This window comes from Streptomyces sannanensis, from assembly GCF_039536205.1.
GTDB lineage: Bacteria > Actinomycetota > Actinomycetes > Streptomycetales > Streptomycetaceae > Streptomyces > Streptomyces sannanensis.
Map to the genome: position 1 here is coordinate 593,960 of NZ_BAAAYL010000001.1, position 15,515 is coordinate 609,474.

11 protein-coding genes and 1 pseudogene are annotated in these 15,515 nt (G+C 71.7%); 5 read left to right on the plus strand and 7 right to left on the minus strand.

The genetic code is table 11. The features are described from left to right. Positions 1 to 30: 30 nt before the first annotated feature. The 3 genes and pseudogenes from ABD858_RS02670 to ABD858_RS02680 form a co-directional block, all read right to left on the minus strand. Positions 31 to 207 carry a hypothetical protein gene (locus ABD858_RS02670; protein ID WP_345034276.1) on the minus strand — a complete coding sequence of 59 codons (177 nt, stop codon included), beginning with the start codon at positions 205 to 207 and terminating at the stop codon, positions 31 to 33. A 233-nt stretch (positions 208 to 440) separates the two neighbouring features. Continuing rightward, a pseudogene (locus ABD858_RS02675) lies at positions 441 to 1,073 on the minus strand (transposase); the annotation flags it as partial. A 237-nt stretch (positions 1,074 to 1,310) separates the two neighbouring features. Beyond that, entirely contained in the window at positions 1,311 to 2,702 is a 1,392-nt protein-coding gene (locus ABD858_RS02680) for an IS1380 family transposase (RefSeq protein WP_345034278.1), read from the minus strand. Between the two features lie 311 nt (positions 2,703 to 3,013). On the opposite strand from ABD858_RS02680, the gene ABD858_RS02685 reads away from it, so the two are divergent. Then, complete coding sequence (locus ABD858_RS02685) at positions 3,014 to 3,202, plus strand: hypothetical protein (protein WP_345034280.1); 189 nt, start codon at positions 3,014 to 3,016, stop codon at positions 3,200 to 3,202. Between the two features lie 77 nt (positions 3,203 to 3,279). On the opposite strand, the gene tnpB is transcribed toward ABD858_RS02685, so the two are convergent. From tnpB to ABD858_RS02700, 3 genes are all read right to left on the minus strand, one after another. After that, complete coding sequence (gene tnpB / locus ABD858_RS02690; protein WP_345034281.1) at positions 3,280 to 4,731, minus strand: IS607 family element RNA-guided endonuclease TnpB; 1,452 nt, start codon at positions 4,729 to 4,731, stop codon at positions 3,280 to 3,282. Further along, positions 4,728 to 5,303: an IS607 family transposase gene (locus ABD858_RS02695; RefSeq protein WP_345034283.1), complete on the minus strand. Its 576-nt coding sequence runs from the start codon at positions 5,301 to 5,303 to the stop codon at positions 4,728 to 4,730. The genes tnpB and ABD858_RS02695 overlap by 4 nt, the downstream gene beginning before the upstream one ends. A gap of 310 nt (positions 5,304 to 5,613) precedes the next feature. Next, positions 5,614 to 6,630, minus strand: a complete 1,017-nt coding sequence (locus ABD858_RS02700) for a DNA-directed RNA polymerase subunit alpha (RefSeq protein ID WP_345034285.1) — start codon at positions 6,628 to 6,630, stop codon at positions 5,614 to 5,616. Positions 6,631 to 6,848: 218 nt separating this feature from the next. Between ABD858_RS02700 and ABD858_RS02705 the strand changes: the two genes are divergently transcribed. Beyond that, complete coding sequence (locus tag ABD858_RS02705; protein ID WP_345034288.1) at positions 6,849 to 7,070, plus strand: hypothetical protein; 222 nt, start codon at positions 6,849 to 6,851, stop codon at positions 7,068 to 7,070. Positions 7,071 to 7,553: 483 nt separating this feature from the next. Here ABD858_RS02705 and ABD858_RS36700 read toward each other — a convergent pair whose 3' ends face one another. Next, positions 7,554 to 7,937: a barstar family protein gene (locus ABD858_RS36700; protein ID WP_425586140.1), complete on the minus strand. Its 384-nt coding sequence runs from the start codon at positions 7,935 to 7,937 to the stop codon at positions 7,554 to 7,556. Between the two features lie 311 nt (positions 7,938 to 8,248). Here ABD858_RS36700 and ABD858_RS02715 point away from each other — a divergent pair, with 311 nt between their 5' ends. The 3 genes from ABD858_RS02715 to ABD858_RS02725 are packed head-to-tail and all read left to right on the plus strand — an operon-like array spanning position 8,249 to position 15,512. Continuing rightward, positions 8,249 to 9,109, plus strand: a complete 861-nt coding sequence (locus tag ABD858_RS02715) for a DUF4132 domain-containing protein (protein ID WP_345034290.1) — start codon at positions 8,249 to 8,251, stop codon at positions 9,107 to 9,109. After that, positions 9,106 to 14,292: a hypothetical protein gene (locus tag ABD858_RS02720; protein WP_345034293.1), complete on the plus strand. Its 5,187-nt coding sequence runs from the start codon at positions 9,106 to 9,108 to the stop codon at positions 14,290 to 14,292. The genes ABD858_RS02715 and ABD858_RS02720 overlap by 4 nt, the downstream gene beginning before the upstream one ends. Beyond that, on the plus strand, positions 14,289 to 15,512 hold the full coding sequence (locus tag ABD858_RS02725) for an ATP-binding protein (protein ID WP_345034295.1): 1,224 nt from the start codon (positions 14,289 to 14,291) through the stop codon (positions 15,510 to 15,512). Before ABD858_RS02720 ends, ABD858_RS02725 begins: the two co-directional genes overlap by 4 nt. Positions 15,513 to 15,515 lie beyond the last annotated feature (3 nt).

Genomic DNA, 15,515 nt, shown 5'->3' on the forward strand with positions numbered 1-15,515 from the left:
CGAAGACCGGTGCCCCCGCTCCGCCGCAGCCTAGTCTTCGCCGCTCCGCGTCTGGAGTCTCCACTGTCGCCGCAGGAGGAACGCCCGCACCAGTTCTGTGCACAGCATCACCGTGGCCACGAGGAGCAGTGCGAACGCCACGTACTCCATGGCGCCGTAATGCTCGTTGAAGACCGAGTAGAAGACGACGACGAGCCAGAGAACCAACGACTCCCGGACTCTCGATTTGCGCTTCCTACTCACCAGCTACCACGCCAGGGAACGTAGGGTCGACGCCGTGCCATCCATGGTGTCCTCCAGTTCTTGACGCTCTCCTTGGTGTTGTGACAGTACACACCGGCATTCCAGGAGAAGCGCACAGTATGGCGACCGATGTTCTTCGCGTGACCAAGCATGTCCGATGCACCGGTCCAGGTGGCAAGTGCGCTGGCCCCGCAGGTGAGCACGGGGATGAACTGCGGGCTGTCCGAGCCTGTCCCGCGGTCAGGACGAACGCCAGCGGACGGCACTTCCGGTCGGCGGCAAGGTGAACCTTGCTGGTCAGCCCGCCCCAAGACCTGCCCAGGAGGGCTCGCTTCAGCCGGAGCCTGCGTCGGCGCCGGACTCGTCGCCGCTCTTTCTGCCCGGGGCCGCATCCGTCGTCCTGCCCGTCCTGTTCCTCCGGGCCGCCCCCTTTTTGCGGGCATGGTCTTGCTCACGCGCGGCCTCCTCCAGGGCGTCCATGACCTCTTGCTCGACACGCACCCCGGCAGCGTCGTGGTGGGCGCGGGCCGTCGTGGAATCCACGCTGCCCAGGGACAGATCCGTCTTCCCCTGGCGGGTGGCCTCGGCGATCAGGCCTTCCAGCGGGGAGGTGAAGAAGCCGGCGTCCCGCCAGATTCGGAAACGGCCGCAGACGGTCGGCCAGGCCCGAACTCGGCGGGCAGCTCCCGCCACTGGGCGCCGGACCGGAACCGCCAGATCATGCCCTCGAACTGCTGGCGCAACCGCTCGGGGTACGGGCCGAAACTGCCTATCGGCAGGTACGGCTCGATAAACTTCCACTGCTCGTCGGTGAGTTGCCTGCGCGTCACACCCAGCGTCCTACCGGATCCCACCCCCCGACCGGGAGCGAAACCCAAGAAGTCAACTGCTCGGCCCTAAACCTTGATCCACCGACGTGGTCTGAAAGTGGTCTTCTGACTGATCCTGAGCCCGTTTCGGGATGGTCGTTGGGCTTGGGCAGCGTGTAGCTGCTGGTCTGCCCAGCGTTTCCACGTGTTCGGTTCCGGTTGGGCCCTGGCGGGCGGGGTGGGCAGGGGCGGTTCGTGTCAGCCGGCTGGTCCGTGGACGGTGTCGAAGAGGTGTGTCCAGGCGTGCTGCCAGGGCCAGTTGTGGGGCAGGTGCAGGGTGATGCGTCGCGCTGAGCGGGCGATCCTGGCGGGGACGTGGACCAGGTGGGCGCGGAGGGTGGCGGTGGTGGCCTTGGCGTGGAAGGCGGAGGTCAGTGCGCCGGTGGCCCGCAGCAGGTTGTAGGTCACGGCCCACAGGGTGAGCCAGGCCGCGTTGGCGTTGAAGTGTCCGGAGGGCAGGTGGGCCAGGGCTGAGGCCTTGCTGTCCGCGATGACTTGTTCGACAACGGCATGGTGGCGGTGTTCCCGCTCGGCTTGCAGGGTCTGGGCGGGGTTGTCGGTGATGAACGGGTGGTAGCGCCAGACCGGGAACAGTTCGCCCTGCTCACCCACGACGGCGGGCTTGGCCAGGTCACGGACCCGGCGCACGATCAGCCGGGCCGTGACCTGCTCCGCCTTCTTGCGGCTGGCGAACGCGGTGTAGGCGGGTATCTCGGCGACTTCGGCGTCCGAGATGAGCTCGCCGGTTTCGGGGTCGGGCACGGCGGTGGGATAGGTGATCTGCTGCCATGCCTGGTCGGGGATGCTGTGGACGGCCCGTTTGATGGAGGGGTTCATGCCGGTGGTGATCGAGAAGTGGGATCCGGCCCGGCGGCAGGCGGCGATCACACCGGCGTTGTAGAACTGCGAGTCCGCGCGCAGGATGCGCATGCCGGTGCAGCCGGCCTCGGCGGCGGTGGCCAGGGCTTCACTGACGAACTTCGGGGCGCCGCGGGAGTCGGCGGACTTGCCGCGGCGCATCCGGACCCCGGCGATCACCGGGCGGGAGCGGGGGGTGCAGATCGTGGCGAGCAGGGGGTGCAGGGTGCGGACGCCCTTGAACCGGCCGTACTCGGCGCCCTGTTTGGCGCGTCCGTAGACCCGCTTGTGGGTGGAGTCGACATCGATGAACGCCTTCTCGCCGGAACCGGGCAGCAATGGGGTGTGCGTGGCCAGTGCGGCCAGGAATCTGCGGTGCACAGCGTGGAGCTGGAGTGCGTGACCGTGGGTGAACGCGCGCAGGAACGTGCCGAGCGTGGACGGGGCACGGATGCCGCCAAACAGGGTCGGCATCGCACCGTGCCGCAGGACGTCCAGGTCGTCGATGCTGTCCGCGCCTGCGACCATGCCGGCCACGATGCTGGTGACCTTGGCGTCCGCTGCGGCACCCGCGCTGTTCTTCGCCCCGGTCAGCTTCACCTTCTCCGCCGCCAGACGGGCAAGCCCGCACCGCTCGGCCAGCCGCATCACCGGGACCAGCCCGGCATACGCGACCAGATTCGTGTCGTCGAACGCGGCGGACACCGCCGACGCGGCATGGGAAGATTGCATCTCGCGGGTGTTCTCTTGCTCTGTGGATGTGGAACCGTAGGAAGTCCCATCATCCCAGCTCAGAGGGCACCCGCGTCTACATGTCCAAGCCCTGAACCGGCTATTGCTCGGTGGATCAAGGCTAAAGGACCTAACACAGCTTCCGCAGCTCACGGACGGACGCCTTGAGCCCGAAGCGCTCGAAGCCGACGGCGGACAGCCAGCCGGCCGCCTCGTTAGCACGCCTACGGGAAGAGGCGGGAGATCTTGAGGGAGCCGAACGTGCGTGGCAACGGGCCGCCGCGGCCGGTGTTCCCGCAGCGCGCAGGCGAATGGCCCGCCTGCGCGAGCGGGCGGGAGATCTGGAGGGGGCCAAGCACGCCCTGCTGCAGGTCATCAACACCGGTGATCTTTCCGCATATACAGTGCTGGTGAGCCTGCTGCGCAAAAGAGGGCAAGACCGCCACGAACGGCTGTGCGGACTGCGAGCGGACGGCGACCTCGAGGAGCCGTGGTGGTGATGCGACTCCACCGTTGACGAGACCGTAGTCAGGTCTCAGCATTCCGGGCATTTCGGACCGGAAGGTCCGTCTCGTCACTAAAGCGTGAGGGCTTCGGCTTGAGGACGGTCTCTCGCTTCCTCCTGCCGCTGGTGCGGCAGGGCTGCGCCACCTGCCCGCCCCGTCTCCGTCTTGCGACGGGGGCGGGTGGCGCGGGTCTTACGGTCGGCTCCACGAGGTTTCGACACCACGGGGGTGTCCCGGTCTCCGGCCACTCCGGTACCGGTGGTGCTGGCCGCTGCGAGGGCGGCGAGGTTGCGGGCCGCGTTGTCGTCCCGGTCGATGACCAGGCCGCAGGCGTCGCATTCGTAGGTCCGGACGTGCAGCGGCAGTTTGGCTTTCACCGCGCCGCACCCGGAGCAGGTCTTGGAGGAGGGATACCAGCGGTCGGCGACCACGATGCGGGTGGCGTGGCGCTGGCGGGTCTTGCAGTCGAGCTGGCGGCGGATCTCGCCGAATCCGGCGTCGGCGATCCTGCGGGCGAGGCGCCGGTTGCGGAGCATCCCGGCGACGTTGAGGTCCTCGACCACGACCGTGCCGTACTCGGCGGTCACGGCGGTGGTGAGCTTGTGCAGGGCATCCTGGCGGAGGTTCGCCACCCGGTGGTGCAGCTTGCCCAGGGCGGCGTTGGCCTTCTCCCACCGCTTGGACGGCTTGCGGCCGGTGCGGCGGTCGGGGCCCTGGCGGCGGGACACGGTCCGGGACGCGCGGCGCAGTTGTTTCAGCGCCTGGTTGTAGTGGCCGGGGTTGGGGACGGTGCGGATCTCGCCCGTCGAGTCGGCCATCACCGCGAGGGTCTTCACGCCGAGGTCCACACCCACGGCGGCTTCGGGGCGGGCGACACGTACGAGGTCCCGCTTCACCTCAACTTGGAAGGAGGCGAACCAGCGTCCGCGTTCGTGCCGGACGGTCGCGGACAGGATGCGGGCGGTCCCGGCCTGGACACGGGTGAGGAGCTTGGCGGTGGGCTCGTGGGTGCGGATCGTGCCCAGCCTCGGCAGCGTCACGTGCCGGCCGTCGGCGGCGACGCGGATCGTGCCGGTGGTGAACCGGCAGGTCAGACGTGCCTTCCGCTTCGACTTGAACCGCGGCGCACCCATCTTCCGGCCGCGACGCTTGCCCTGCCTGGACTTGGCGTAGTTGTCGAACGCGGCAGCAGCGTTCGCCAGGCCGGTGTTGTACGCCTCCTTGGAGTTGTCCGCCCACCAGTCGGCGAACCTCAAGTCGGCGTGCTTGGCGGTGTTGAACGCCTTCCTGAGGGAGGGCAGCGACCACGGCCGCCACTGGGTCAACTCCGCCTCGGGGACGCCGTAGGACTCCTCTGCCTTGCGCTGCCACCACGAGGCGGTCACCCACGCCACGGCCCAGTTGTACGCCGCGCGCGCGGCGCCGCAGTGCGAGCGCAGCGCGGCCTCCTGGGCGGCGTTCGGGTCCAGGGCGAACCGGTACGCCTGCACCACGAAACCGGGCTGCGGCTGGAACTTCTTCACTCGGCGGCCTCGCCGGTCGCCACGGCCACCGCGCGGGCGGCACGGTTCTTCGCCGCCCGGCGTCCGTACAGGCGCGCGCACATCGAGGTCAGTACCTCGGTGATGTCCCGCACCAGGTCATCGGTGGTCTCGGTGGGATCGAGGACGACCAGGCGCCGCCCGGACGCCGACAGTGCGGCTTCGAGGTGTTCGACGCCGAACCGGGCCAGCCGGTCACGGTGCTCGACCACGATCACAGCGGCGTTCGGGTCGGACAGGAGCCGGTGCAGCTTACGGCGCCGCCCGTTCAGCCCCGGCCCGACTTCGGTGACAACCTCGGCGACGGCCAGGCCCAGCCCGTTCGCACCGGCCACGACCCGGGCCGTCTGCCGCTCAAGATCTGTCTTCTGGTCGGCGGACGACACACGGCAGTACGCCACCACACGCCCGGACGGCTGGACGGCGGGCTCGTCGACCAGCCACGTCCCGGACGGCGCCTGGCGAACAGGAACGGGCATCTTCCCGTCCTTCACCCACCGCCAAGCGGTCTGGTAGCTCACGCCCTGCTGACGCGCCCACTCCGAAAGCTTCACGCGATCAACATAAACGACTAGAGGTGACTATGAATGACTAGAAAATCTGTAGCAGTTGTCACCCCCTTCTGATGCTCCGGTCGGTCCGCCTCCATGGCAGCGCATCCTGGCGGGCAGGTCATGGGGGGGGCGGCGGGGGTGGCGTCGACATCGAGAGGCGCGGTCCGCGGTCGGTATCCGCGGGTGCCTTGGCCCGCTGGTCAGGGTGAAGGCGCCCTTCCGGTCGGCCCTCGGGGAGCCGGGTGCGGTCGGCCGGCGCTCACCGCTGGCTCCTCTGCCTTCCTGGCTCCCCCGCGACCCGGCGCAGCGTTCAGTACTGCTCGGTCTCGACGAAACCCGTGCTCGCGTTATCGTCCGCGTCGAAGGCAGCGGCGGTCGGGTCGAATCCGGGCGGGCTGTCCTTGAGTGCCAAACCCAGGCCGGCCAGCTTCGCCTTGACCTCGTCGATCGACTTCGCACCGAAGTTACGGATGTCGAGCAGGTCGGCCTCGGAGCGCACCAGGAGCTCACCCACCGAGTGGACGCCCTCACGCTTGAGGCAGTTGTAGGAGCGGACCGTGAGCTCCAGCTCCTCGATCGGCAGAGCCATGTCGGCGGTAAGGGCGGCGCCCGTCGGGGACGGGCCCATGTCGATGCCCTCGGCGTCGATGTTCAGCTCGCGCGCCAGACCGAACAGCTCGACCAGGGTCTTGCCGGCGGATGCCATGGCGTCACGCGGACGCATGGCCTGCTTGGTCTCGACGTCGACGATCAGCTTGTCGAAGTCGGTGCGCTGCTCGACACGGGTCGCCTCGACCTTGTAGGTGACCTTGAGCACCGGGCTGTAGATGGAGTCGACCGGGATGCGGCCGATCTCCTGGCCGACCTGCTTGTTCTGGACGGCGGAGACGTAGCCGCGACCGCGCTCCACGGTCAGCTCCATCTCCAGCTTGCCCTTGCCGTTGAGCGTGGCCAGGACCAGGTCGGGGTTGTGCACCTCGACACCGGCCGGGGGCGCGATGTCGGCGGCGGTGACCAGACCCGGGCCCTGCTTGCGCAGGTACATCACGACCGGCTCGTCGTGCTCCGAGGAGACGACCAGCTGCTTGATGTTCAGGATCAGGTCGGTGACGTCCTCCTTGACGCCCGGCACGGTGGTGAACTCGTGCAGGACGCCGTCGATGCGGATGCTGGTGACAGCAGCGCCGGGGATCGACGACAGGAGGGTGCGGCGGAGGGAGTTGCCGAGGGTGTAGCCGAAGCCCGGCTCCAGCGGCTCGATCACGAACCGGGAGCGGAACTCGTCGACGACCTCTTCGGTCAGTGACGGACGCTGAGCAATCAGCACGAGGTATTGCCTCCAGTGTTTGGCGCCCGCTATGTGACGCCGTAGACACCACGAAGGGTACGGGCGGTTCGGCCTCCTATGCGGCCGAACCGCCCGACCCCGCCCGTCTGCCGGTCGGTCGGTCGGCTCAGCTCTTGCTGGAGTGGAGTCCAACGATCAGCTACTCCTGCCCCTGAGAGTCAGCCACCAGCGCAGTTCGTAGGTGCATACTGGGGACAATGACAAAGCCTGCTGCACCGAAGCGCCATTTGCCCACCAGCCCCTTCAACGCCCCGGTCACGCCGGTTCCCAAGCACTTCGCCGTGGGCGACCAGGTCACACACGACATGTACGGCCTCGGCCGGGTGATCGGCATCGAGGACGGAATCGCGGCGATCGTGGATTTCGGCTCGGCGCAAATGCGGATCTTGAGCCCGTACGCCAAGATGACCAAGCTGTAGGACCGCTGTGCCCGGTCACGGCACGCCAGGCCCCCTCAGGGACCTGCAACGAAAGGGAGTCCTCTCATCGATCTGACGTCGCTGTTCTCCGCCCTGGAAGGGCACCCCCCCCTGTCCCACTGCAGCATCGCCCCCTCCGGCGACAAACCCCTTCCAGGCCCCAGACTTCGGGGAAGACGAGATCTTCCTGCTCGAGGAGGTACAGGGGCCCGCCTCGGGCATGCGTGCTGCGCAACGCAAGGCAGCTTAACTCCCACGAGTGCGGTGGTTTCGACAGCTGGCCGCGGGCCGTCTCCGGTGCCGCGGTGAGGAGTGCGGTCCTCTCGGTTCCCGTCTCATTCAGCCCCGTTCACCGTCGTTCAGCCGAGACCGTGTTCCGGGCCCTTCCCCTGGGCAAGCCGCCCACGAACGCAGGTGAACGCCCCCGCACACAGCCCAGCACCCCACCAACACAGTTGGAAGGCGTGTACGCCGGCTCGGTCCTCACGACAGCCACTCGTCCCGTAGGTACTCCGGGGACCTCTCGCTACTTGTACGGAGTCGGCATTGAGGCCGTAGCGCGCCGGCGGGACGGGCGGCGGTGGAGATCTCTCCGTCGCGGGCGGCGGCGATGGCACAAGGCTCCCGGGGATTGGGTTCCGCCTGGATGTTCGACCCGGTGCCGTGCGCGCGGGGGTGCTCGCGAGACACCTCGTGGTCCCGCCACTCCACCAGATAGGCGTCCTCGTCGGGCGCCCCGAACCCACCGCTGAGGCAGTCGGCGAAGGCATCGAGATTCCGGCCGAAGTAGCCGCCGGGACCGTTGATCGCCTCGCCGATAACCCGCCAGAAGTCCTCCAGCGTTCTGATCTGTGTACCGTCCAGCACCTATATCGCCGTCACAGGCCGCAGAATACGACCGCTGATCTCTTCACTGGCAGGAGGCACTGGTCCGGCCTCCCCGGTAAGTACGGCGCCGCCGGCCGATGCCTGAGAAGGCGCCCGCGTGGCTGGCGCACCCCGGCCCCTTCCGCCGACGTACTCGGGCCCCTTCCGCCGACGAAGCGGAAGGGGCCCGGACCCGTTGTCACTGGCTACGCCTAGAGTCTCTCCCACTCGTCACGGTGTGTTGCCGCTGATGGGTCTCGTCAGCGTGCCGCCGGTCCGGCGGCCGTCCGGAACAACAGGGAGAACAGCGCATGGGGTGGGTGCCGGCGGGCGACTACGAAGTCGCCCTGGAGGCGGGCAAGGTGGTCTGCCGCAACGGGAAGGGCCGGCAGCTGAAGTCCGTCCCGGCCAAACTGAAGGACGATCCGGCGGTCGTCGGGCTCCGGCAACTGACCGAGTGGCTGGAGCGGCACGAACGCCGGTGCCTGGCCGACGTCGAGCAGTGGATGGTGCGTTCGCTGCCGGTTCCGACGGCCGTGCTCGCCCGGGTCTGGCCCGATCCGGCGTGGCAGGCGGCCCTGCGGGACGTGGTGGTCACCGGCGCGGACGGCGGGGTCGCCGGGTTCCTGCGCGATGTCGACCCCGACCGCGGTCTCGGCCTCGTCGACCTGGACGGCGACACGGTCCGCATCACCCCGGACGTCGTCAGTGTGCCCCACCCCGTTCTCCTCGACGACCTCGACGAGCTGCGGGAGTTCGCGGTCGAACTGGAGGTCCGCCAGAACGTGGAGCAGCTGTTCCGCGAGGTGTGGCGCCGCCCGCAGGATCTCGCCCCGGACACCACCTCCGTGGACACCTACGCTGGCGGTGCGTTCAAGGAACTGCGCTTCCTGCACGGCCGCGTCACCCAGCTCGGGTACCGGTCGCGCGGCGGGTACGCGGTCTGCCCGGTCGTCGAGGACGGGGCCACCGCCGAGGCGCGCATCTGGATCGGTGAGCACGACGGATACGACGAGTACGGCACCGAGACGGGCCCCCTGGGCTGGACCGACCCCGCGGGGCGCACGCTGACGGCCGCCGAGGTCGGCCCCGTCACGTGGTCCGAGGGCATGCGCATGGCGGCGGCGCTCTACGCCGGCCGCGACGTGGAGAACGAGGAGCGGGCGGCATGAGCACCACGACGACGAACACCCACCCGAACACGACGTCAGCGGGCACGGCGCCCCTCCCCGCCCAGACCCGGAGCGGGAACACCCCCGCCGCCGAGGCCCGCGCGGCGGCCCTGCTGGACGCGGGCGCGGTCCTCCCGGCCGGCACCACCGACCGCGACGACGCCGACGCGCTGACGGCCCGCACCTACGCCCACACTGCCCTCGGCGACCGCCCCGTGGTCCGGCTCGTGCCCGGCACCCTCGGCGAAGCCGAGGACCTGGCCCTGGAGTTCCTCGGGCTGGCCCGGACGGCCGACGCCCCCGTCGTGGGCCAGGTGCGCCGCGAGACGCTCGGCTTCCCGGCCTGGGCGCTGGTCAACGACCCGGCCAACGGGCACCACGCCCTGGCCCTGGTCAAGGACATCGAGCGGCTGGGCCGGCAGGCCAGGACCCGCGCCGGAGCGGCCAAGGAGGGCTTCGACGCACTCGGCACCCGCCTCGGCCGGGCCGTGCCCCACTTCCTCCCCACCTACTACGAACAGGTGGCACGCCTTTTCCTCCAGGCCGAGAACACCACCTACGCCGCCTCTTTCTTCGGCAAGGCCCGCGAGGCCGAGCGGGTGCACGGGCTGGTCGTGGACGAGGACCGGCAGCGGGCCGTCTTCCTGGAGTTCGCCTTCGCCGGCGCACTGACCGTCAAGGCGCTGCGGCAGTACGTGGGAGACCTGGTGGCCCGGCTCGCACCGGCGGACGCCTGGGCGCAGTTCCGCCGCCTGCTGGTCGAGCGCTGCGCCGCCGGCATGCCGCCGTACGCGGCACTGCCGCAGGACGTGCGCGCGCTGGTCAAGGCCGCCGGGCTGGACCGCGAGGCCGCCGAACGCGAACTGGTGGCCGATCTGATCGGTTCCCCGGGAGTCGTCCGCGCCCCCGCCTCGTTCTGGACGGCCTACCGCTCCGCGCTCGTCACCCTCGCCCGACAGGACGCGACCGTGCGAGCCCGGCTCCTCGGCTTCTTCCCGGAGACCTTCAGCGAGAGCGGCCGGGACACGGCCGGCGAACGGGGCTGGCTCGCGCTACTGGCCGAATCCGGTGCCGAGGACCTGCTGACCACTCTCCCGGACGCCTCCGGCGACGCCCCCTCCGACCCTGCCGCCCCCACCGCCCCGTCCGACTCCCCGGCGGACTGGCTCGCCCGCTGGGAAGCACACCGCCGGCGCAACCGGGCCACCGCCGGCCGCAGCCCTCAGACCCTCGACCTGGCCGCCCGGATGACGGACCGGCTGCGCGCCGACGGGCGCCCCGTCGAGCTGTTCCAGGGCCGCTGGCAGCGCACCGCCGACCTGGACCTCCTCGACCTCTGCCTGGCCTCCGGTGTCCCGGTCGCCGAGCCGGACAACCAGGACACCGGCACCGCGCAGCCCCCCGGCGTCCCGCTCGCCTCCTGGCTCACCGACACCGCGCCCGGCGCGCGGGACCTCACCGCCGTCGCCGAACGGCCGGTCTTCCGCGCCCTGCTGAGCCGGACCCTCGGCAGTCTTGGCGGCGGAGGCGGCCAGCGGCTGGGCGACACCGGCATGTCGACGCTGGCGGCGCACCCGGTGCTCTCCCGGATCCTGCGGGAGTGGCTGACCGCCTGCGCCGAGGAGTACACGGCCGCGCGCGGGCTCCCCGGGCTGCTGACCGCCCTCAACCGTCTCTCGGCGTTCCGCTCCGTGGTCGCGGACGCCGCCCCGGAAGCCGTGCAGCTGCTCCAGGACCATGACGTCGTGCCGCTGCTCGCCGCCACCCTGCGCACCGGCGTCCTCGACGAACTGGGCTGGCCCGCGCTCGACGAGACCTACGCCGAACTGGCGGAGGAGGCCGCCGCCGCGCCCCGGCAGCGCAACCGGTCGGAGAAGGTCGGCGTCACCGGCGCCTGGCCCGCGCTGATCCTCAACACCCTCGAACGGGCCGTCGTCGTCGGCCCGGAAGGCGTCCTGCTGCGGCACACCCTGCGGCTGCCCGTCACCGTCGACCACTGGCGGACGCCCGGCTTCCGCTACGTTGACGGCGAGTTGCTGGTCATCTGGTGGGAGGACGGCAAGCAGCGCGGCTACTGGTCGCACCGCCCCGCCGAGGTGTTCACCGTCGGCGGCGAGCAGATCCCCCGCTGGGGCGGCTCCGGCCCCTCGGACGACGTCTGCCTGCCGCTGCCCGGCGGCGGCCGTGCCACCGGCGGCAAGGCCCTGCACGCTGGCGACACCTCCGTCCCGCCGCAGCGCGCCGTCCTCGCCGACGGCACCGGTCTCTGGCGGGAAGGCCACCAGGGCACCCAGCGGGTCTGGCTGGAGTACGACCCGGTCAGCGGCACGCACGGCCGCGCCTCCCTCCCCGCCTTCCTCCGCTCCGGCGTGCAGGACGGCACCCGGCTGCTCACCGAGCACTGCCAGGTGCTGCCCCTCCAGCCCGGCCTGGAGACCACCCCGTTCGGCACGGACGGCACGGTCCTCGGCCGCTGGGTCCGCCGCACGGTCACCGAACCGGGCACACCCGCCCCCGCGGACGGGCACCGGACCGTCGCCGGCACCCCCGACGGCCACACGGTGACCCTGCCGCACCCCCTGCCCGGCGGCGGCTCCCGGGTGCCGCTCGGCGCCCTCACCCTCCCCGGCGGATCACGCCCCGTCATGGCCCTCAGCCACCGCTCCGTCGAGGCACACCCGGCGGACACCGCCGGCACCGGCGGCAGCCTGTGGTCCGTCACCCCCGACTCCTTGGGCGGGAACAACGCGGCGGGCACCCCCTACGTGCCGCCCGTCGCCTACTGGCACGCCCTGCGCCCGAGGGACGAACGCGCCTCGGCCGCCCTGCGGAACCTGACCGACTCCCGGGCCGGGGAGCTGTTCACCGAGGTCGCCGCCGCGGCCGCCCGGCACCTCGAGGCGTACCGGGCCGCCGAGGAGTACACCGGGCCCTCCTCGCGGCAGATGACCGAGGAGGCCGTCGCCCGGGTGCTGCCCGAGGTGTCCGACGCCCGGCTGCTGACGGGCGTCACCGCGCTCGTCCGCAACGCCGTGGACCGCGCCGCCGCGGTCGCCCGGTACCTGGAACCGCCGAAGCCCGCCGAGCCGGCCACCCCCCGGAACACCGCGCGCACCCAGGGCATGTTCTTCGACCACTCGCCCGAGCACGGCGACGACACCACCCTGGTGCACGCCACCGCCTGGGGCTCCGACCGCATGTACGGCGGCTGGTGGGGCGGCGGGAGCCGGTGGACCGTGATCCGGCAGATCCTCGCCGTCAACCATGTCCTCGGCGGCGAGCCCGCGTTCGGCCCGCCCGTACCCGCCACGGTTCCCTCCACCTCCGCGGACGGCTGGCAGCGGGACGAGTACACCGTGCCCGGCCAGTCCCCGGCCTGGACGTCCCTGCTCGACAAGCTGCCGGAACTGGCCTACCGGGCCGCCTCGGCGGCCACGTCCCCGGAGCACCGTGCCGGGCTCCTCCACCTGCTGGACACCCTCGCCGCAGGCCCGCTGGCCGATCCTGCGGGTACCGTCCGCCAGGTGACGCTCGACGAGCCGCTGCCCGCCGGCACACCCGGCCGCAGGAGCGAGCCCGTCCCCCGTCTCGGGCAGGTGCTGCGCAAGGGCGGCCGCACGGTCGTCGTCATCGGCGACGCGGGCCGGAACCGCCAGCAGGACACGGCCCGCTGGCTGGCCCTGGACCACGACCCCACCGGCGTCTTCGGGCCCGTCCCCGGCTTCACCCTGGACAACGAGCACGTCCACCGGCACGGCATCGCCCCGGCCCGGCTCACCCGGCTCACCGCCCTGGTGCGAGAGAAGGGGCCCGCGCCGTGGCGCCCGGAGACGGCCGAGGCGTTCCATGCGGCCACGGGCATCGGCCCGCTCCAGTCCGCCGCCCTGCTGTCCGACGCCGTCACCGACCCCGGCTCCGAGGCACTCGCGCTGCTCGGGGCGAAGACCCGTGCCTTCGAGACGGCCCAGGAAAGGCTGCGCGCCCTGCCCCGGGACGACCGGCACGCAATGCTCCGGGCCCTGCTGCCCGCCGACCCGGCCGACCTGTGGTCCACGGGCCCGGACATCCGGGCCGCCGCCGAGGTCTGGCAGGAGCGCCTGGGCTCCCTCGTCCGCGTCCCCGAAGAACTGGACCTCGACCTGTCGGGCACTGACTCGGGCGCCGTCGGTCTGATCCTCAACTCGGCCTCCCGACAATGGCTCGCCCACGGCAGCGACGTCGAGGACGGCACCGGCCGGCCCGGACTGTACTGGGCGGGCGCCCACGGCGCCGCGTCCTCGGCCCTGACCGCGCTGCGGACCCTCGCCTACACCCTGCCGTACAAGCACCCCCTGCGGGCGCATCTGCCCGCCGGCCTCGCGGCCCTGCGCGGCCGCCTCGCCGACCCGGACCTGGTGCTGGACTTCGGTCTGGTCGGGACCGAGGAGGGCGGCTCGATCGGTCCCGTGATCCGTGCCGCCCACCAGCTTCCCGAGTCCGGCGGCGCCGGTCCCGACGGTCTGGTCCGGGCCGGTGCGGCGCTGCTCCTCGCACCCGAGTACGGCGACCACGAGAAGCTGCTGATCCGCCCGGCCGGCCTTCAGGGCCCCGAGGACCCGGTGTTCGGCCTGGTCGAGGGCACGGTCGCGCAGTACCGGGCGGATGAGATCCGCGCCCTGCGCGCCCTGCTGAGCGAGGAGATCGACGCCCTGGTCTCGGCGGGTGCCCCCGACGGCTCCCCCCACTACCCGGCCCAGGACCCGGCGCGCGCGGTGCCGGACGTGGTGACCGAGGCCGCCGCGGCCCTCGGCCTGAGCATCGACGCCGCCACCCTGTACCTGATGCTGCTCGCCCTGCCCGACCCGACGGACCGCAACTGCGTCCGCTGGACGGAGTGGAAGCCGGCCCGGATCAAGAAGGCCCGTGCGGAACTCGCCGCCACCGACCTCGTCGTGGAGGCGAAGCGCTCCCGCGCCGGCCGCACCCTGTTCCTCCCCTGCGGCTGGCTCGAACGCGGCGCTCCCGGCCTGCCGCTGGAGACCTGGAAGGAAGGCCTCTACCCCGTGACCGGGTCCACCCGGGCCCTGCCGCACCTCCCCGTGCCCGCGCTGTTCGCAGCCGCCTGGGCACGGGCCCGGGGCGGCGACGCCCCCGCCTTCGAAGAACTGGACACCCGCGCACCCCGGAAGGGCCGCCGCCGATGACAAGCGACACCACGACCACCGACAGCACCACCACAGTCGAGGCCCCCGACCAGACGACGACGGCACCCGGCCCGGAGCACCGCCAGGTCACCTTGCCCGAGGACCGGTACGCCACCGAACTGGCCTTCCTCGCCGCCCACGACGCGGGGCCGCGCCCGCCCGGCTGGCTGCTCACCCCGCGCGCCGTCGTCACCTTCGTGATGGGCAGCGCGGGCGAGGCGTTGGGCCTGCCGAAGGGCGCCCGGCCAGGCGCCGGGGTACCGCGCCGCCTGGTGATCGAGCAGAAGTTCGTCGGCGAACGCGCCCTGGTCGAACGGTGCGTGGTCACCCTCGCCGGGGAACGCGGACTGCTGCTCGTGGGCGAACCCGGCACCGCCAAGTCCATGCTCTCCGAACTGCTGTCGGCGGCCGTCTGCGGGACCAGCGCGCTCACCGTGCAGGGCACCGCCGGCACCACCGAGGACCAGCTCAAGTACGGCTGGAACTACGCGCTGCTGCTCGCCCAGGGCCCCACGGAGCAGGCCCTGGTGCCCTCCCCGGTGCTCACCGCCATGACCCGGGGCGCCGTCGCCCGCGTCGAGGAGGTCACCCGCTGCCTGCCCGAGGTCCAGGACGCGCTCGTGTCCCTGCTCTCCGAGCGGCGGATCGCGGTCCCCGAACTCGCAGGCGGCGAGGGCGCCCAGGTGCACGCGGCCCCCGGCTTCACCCTCATCGCCACCGCCAACCTGCGCGACAAGGGCGTCTCGGAGATGTCCGCCGCGCTGAAGCGGCGCTTCAACTTCGAGACCGTGGGCCCGATCGGGGACATGGACGCCGAGACCGCGCTCGTCCGGCGCCAGTCGCGTGCGGCCGTCGAACGCGCGGGCGCCGCCCACCAGGTGGACGACGCGGTCCTCGAAGCCCTCGTCACCGCCTTCCGGGACCTGCGCGAGGGCCGCTCCGCGGAGGGCTGGGAGGTCGAGCGCCCCTCCACGGTGATGAGCACCGCGGAGGCGGTCTCCGTCGCGGGCTCGCTCGGCCTGGCCGCCGCCTACTTCCCCGGCGACCGGGACGTGCTCTCCCTCCTGCCCGGCCATCTGCTCGGCGTCGTCCGCAAGGACGACCCCGCCGACGCGGCACGGCTGCTGGGGTACTGGGACGGGCCGGTCCGCAGGCGCGCGGAGCAGGGGTCGGCCACCTGGCGTGCCCTGTGGGAGCTGCGCACGGTGCTGGAGAACTGACGG